Below are 3,062 nucleotides of genomic sequence, written 5' to 3'. Positions count from 1 at the left end.
GAAGAACGGCCTAACCAAGTGTCCGGATTTAGTTGACCACTACAGTCGAGACAAAGGCATATCAAACGTTCTCTCTGGCGACCGCCATTTACAGTGGCAACACCTTTGCCATGGGGCTGGAGTTCATCATCAGGTTGCAGGAGTTTGCCTACCCCATCAATGCGATAATCTTGACATACAAAAACGTGATCGTACCGACTTTGTGTTTCTTGGCGCTCTTCTGTTTTTGTTACTTCAACGATAATCGACTACTGATGATGCGCTCTGATGCGAAAACCAGAGCGATAGAAAAAAAACGTGCTCGTGTGGCACGGCAACAAAGGCGGACTGATGGAGGGAGCGATTTGCCGATGACACAGCGTTGAAGGGATGTGGATGAACAGGTTATCACTGCTTCAGTTAGTTTAATTGAACTACATCCAGACTCTCAATAACTACGTGAGTCGTTGGCGGAAATGGATGGCAAAATTTCACTGAGTGGGCACTGCTTACTTGGAAAACTACTTGGCTTGGTTTCGGGTCGTAAGTTGTGGCTACTTAATAAAGCCTATAACATTAATAAAGCATAATATTAATGAAAGAGGGGTAAGCATGAATGTGAAGTTGCATCAATCTTACCTCTCCATGAGTCCACTTTATTAACGATGTTTACTTAATATAACGCCTAGATAGCCTGATTTGAGATCGTCTTCACCCATTAGGAATATAGTTATATCTCTATGCCCATCAGTAAATGTTGCAGAGTATGAGCCACAGTTAACATCAGCCACACATTCAAAAAATGAATTGTTGCGAGTGGCTGTTTCAGCCAGTTCTGGTTTTATACCTAGATTACTATAAACTTTGTTTTTTAATACATCATAGTCAGCTATGGCTTTTTTTAACGATGCAGGAGAGCTATCTAAGTATGGATTCATACGAATGTGAATCGAATTCAGTTGGTTTTTGTGGAAAACGTACTGATATCTTTTTTTATAATCTAAAAAGGAAAGTGCACTCGTTTTCGGTATGCCATTGTAGTATCTCGTATCAAAAACTGATGGTCCCTCTGGTTTGAAATTATAATTTTTATTTTGTACTGATGCCAGACTCTCACCAATATGAAATCCGATAATGTCTTTTTCACTAGCAATTACTTGGCTTATAGATTGAATAAAGAAGATAAAAAACAAAAAATATCTATTCATGATTATATGCATTAATCTTGGTGTTTGAGGGGGGCAGTCTGCATTTGTGTTGACAATCAACTAAACTCGCTGCACAGTTATTTAATTTTATTTGAATGCCATACTAACACTGACATTAATAGATTTTTATTAGTAGTGTTGACGAATATAGTCACTAACAAATTCATCCAATGCATGGCAATGTGATGTCATGTCATCAGTTTCAGCAGATGACCCGATATAGGCGCCATAGTAAAAGCCAAAGAATGCAGGCAGAACAAGCCACCAATGTAGGCCTGGGCCATAAAAAAGCACTTTAAAGAAGCTCTCATTTATAAACCAGCTTGAAAAATCTTCCCGAAATACTTGAAGCCAAGCACTACACATATAGGTGGCTGAAATAAACCAAATAATGGATGTTTGTACGCGAGTTCGGAAAATTAAATTCCTTAATGTTATAAAAAATAATATTGGGCAAAAAACAGGCAACATCATTATAGTGCTAAATATAACATCGTTTTTTGATTTTTCACCAATGGTATTTTTAATTGAAGTCTCGTTATATTCTCCATTAGCGTCACTGATCTCACCTGTATTAATATTAACGATGCGCTCTATATTGTTTGTATTGTGGTTTTTAAAAAATACAAGTGAGTGACCAGGGAGCACGCCCAAAGTATAATTTTCGCATGTGAACTTAGTTTCTTTTTGTGTTTCTGGATCACGAAGCCATATGTCCTGAGATACATGATGAGTTACAGTAGATGATATGTTTTGTTGGCCTGCCGCGCCCCCGCTACTTTCGACTTTTGTGGAGCTGTATTTGTGAGTGTTTTCATTCAATACAATAAACTCTTCAATCTCATAGGTATCAGATATGTTCATATAAAAATCACCAATTTTTTGACGAATGAAAGGCATCATGTATCAGATGCTGGGCACTGACATTTCAGAGTTCTTGATGGACTCTTGGGCATCTTCGATATCTTTTGGCTCGGTCTTCATTTCAAAGTCAGCTTGGCCCCAGATCAGACCGAAGCGGGTATAATGGCGAACATAGTAGATCTTTCCATTTTCAGTTTCGATATCTATCTTATTGTTTCCAAACTCGCTGTTGGTTTCCAGATGCACAGTCTTTCCAGCATCAACCTTGAGCAGGTAAAAGTGCAGATTTTCTGATTCACCCAAAGGATTTCCATCGAGAAACAAATCGATGTTAATACGGCGACCAAGCCAGCCATCTCGGTAAATATAGACGTGGGCTTTTCCTTCAGCAGGAGGTGAGAAACTTTTGGCTTCATTGACGACAGCCTCATCGGTGACGGTTGGCACTGAGGAGCAGCCACCAAGCATCATGGCGCAGAGCGCCAAGAAGATCATTACAAACGTATTACGCATTTGTTTACCCATTGTGCTGAATGTTTATTGATGTTTTTGATTATTATTTTGTTGAACATCTGATACTGATGTTTCTTTTGCTACATGATTGTCTGTGAGCTCGATGACGTTTTCAATAGGGTCTTTTAAAGTTTTTTTATAACTATTCGATGGTTAATTGTTTTGCACCTAATAATTAGAAAATGTTCTTTTATATCAATTTGTTACGTGTCCGTATTTTATTGTGGAGGTAATGTGATTTTTGTCACATTATATGTTTGTCAAGACATGTGACTGGCGAAAGATGGAGAGAGCTTGATGCTCTCGTGCGTTGTCAGATGGGCTTTAAAATCCGATCTATCAGGCGTAAACTAGGCGTAACGTGCCCAAAGAAAGCGTGAAATCAGGCATTTCATGTAAACTTGAAGTCCTTATAAATCAATCATATAAATTTTACGTCAACTCACTATTGGCTTTTAAAATCCCTCGACGTTCGCGTCGTGCCGGTTCGATTCCGGC

Annotated in this window: 4 protein-coding genes; 1 reads left to right on the top strand and 3 read right to left on the bottom strand. The window is 38.8% G+C overall.

Translation table 11 applies throughout. The annotated features are described in order from the left end of the window. Positions 1-32 precede the first annotated feature (32 nt). A complete protein-coding gene (locus tag L972_RS18025; RefSeq protein ID WP_047440036.1) occupies positions 33-365 on the top strand; it encodes a hypothetical protein in 333 nt (110 codons plus the stop codon). A 273-nt stretch (positions 366-638) separates the two neighbouring features. Here the strand turns inward: L972_RS18025 and L972_RS21540 are convergent, their stop codons facing one another. The 3 genes from L972_RS21540 to L972_RS18020 all read right to left on the bottom strand — a co-directional run bounded on the left by L972_RS21540 (position 639) and on the right by L972_RS18020 (position 2,564). After that, entirely contained in the window at positions 639-1,187 is a 549-nt protein-coding gene (locus L972_RS21540) for a hypothetical protein (protein ID WP_136502376.1), read from the bottom strand. A gap of 129 nt (positions 1,188-1,316) precedes the next feature. Beyond that, positions 1,317-2,090, bottom strand: coding sequence for a hypothetical protein (locus L972_RS21535; protein WP_136502375.1), 774 nt, complete (start codon positions 2,088-2,090; stop codon positions 1,317-1,319). Positions 2,091-2,093: 3 nt separating this feature from the next. Beyond that, complete coding sequence (locus L972_RS18020; RefSeq protein ID WP_162504355.1) at positions 2,094-2,564, bottom strand: DUF2846 domain-containing protein; 471 nt, start codon at positions 2,562-2,564, stop codon at positions 2,094-2,096. Positions 2,565-3,062: the final 498 nt, after the last annotated feature.

It is taken from the genome of Aeromonas sp. ZOR0001 (assembly GCF_000801015.1).
Classification (GTDB): Bacteria; Pseudomonadota; Gammaproteobacteria; order Enterobacterales; family Aeromonadaceae; genus Aeromonas; species Aeromonas veronii.
Note: the sequence above shows the minus strand (reverse complement) of the source record. Positions and strands in the feature narration are given on the sequence as shown.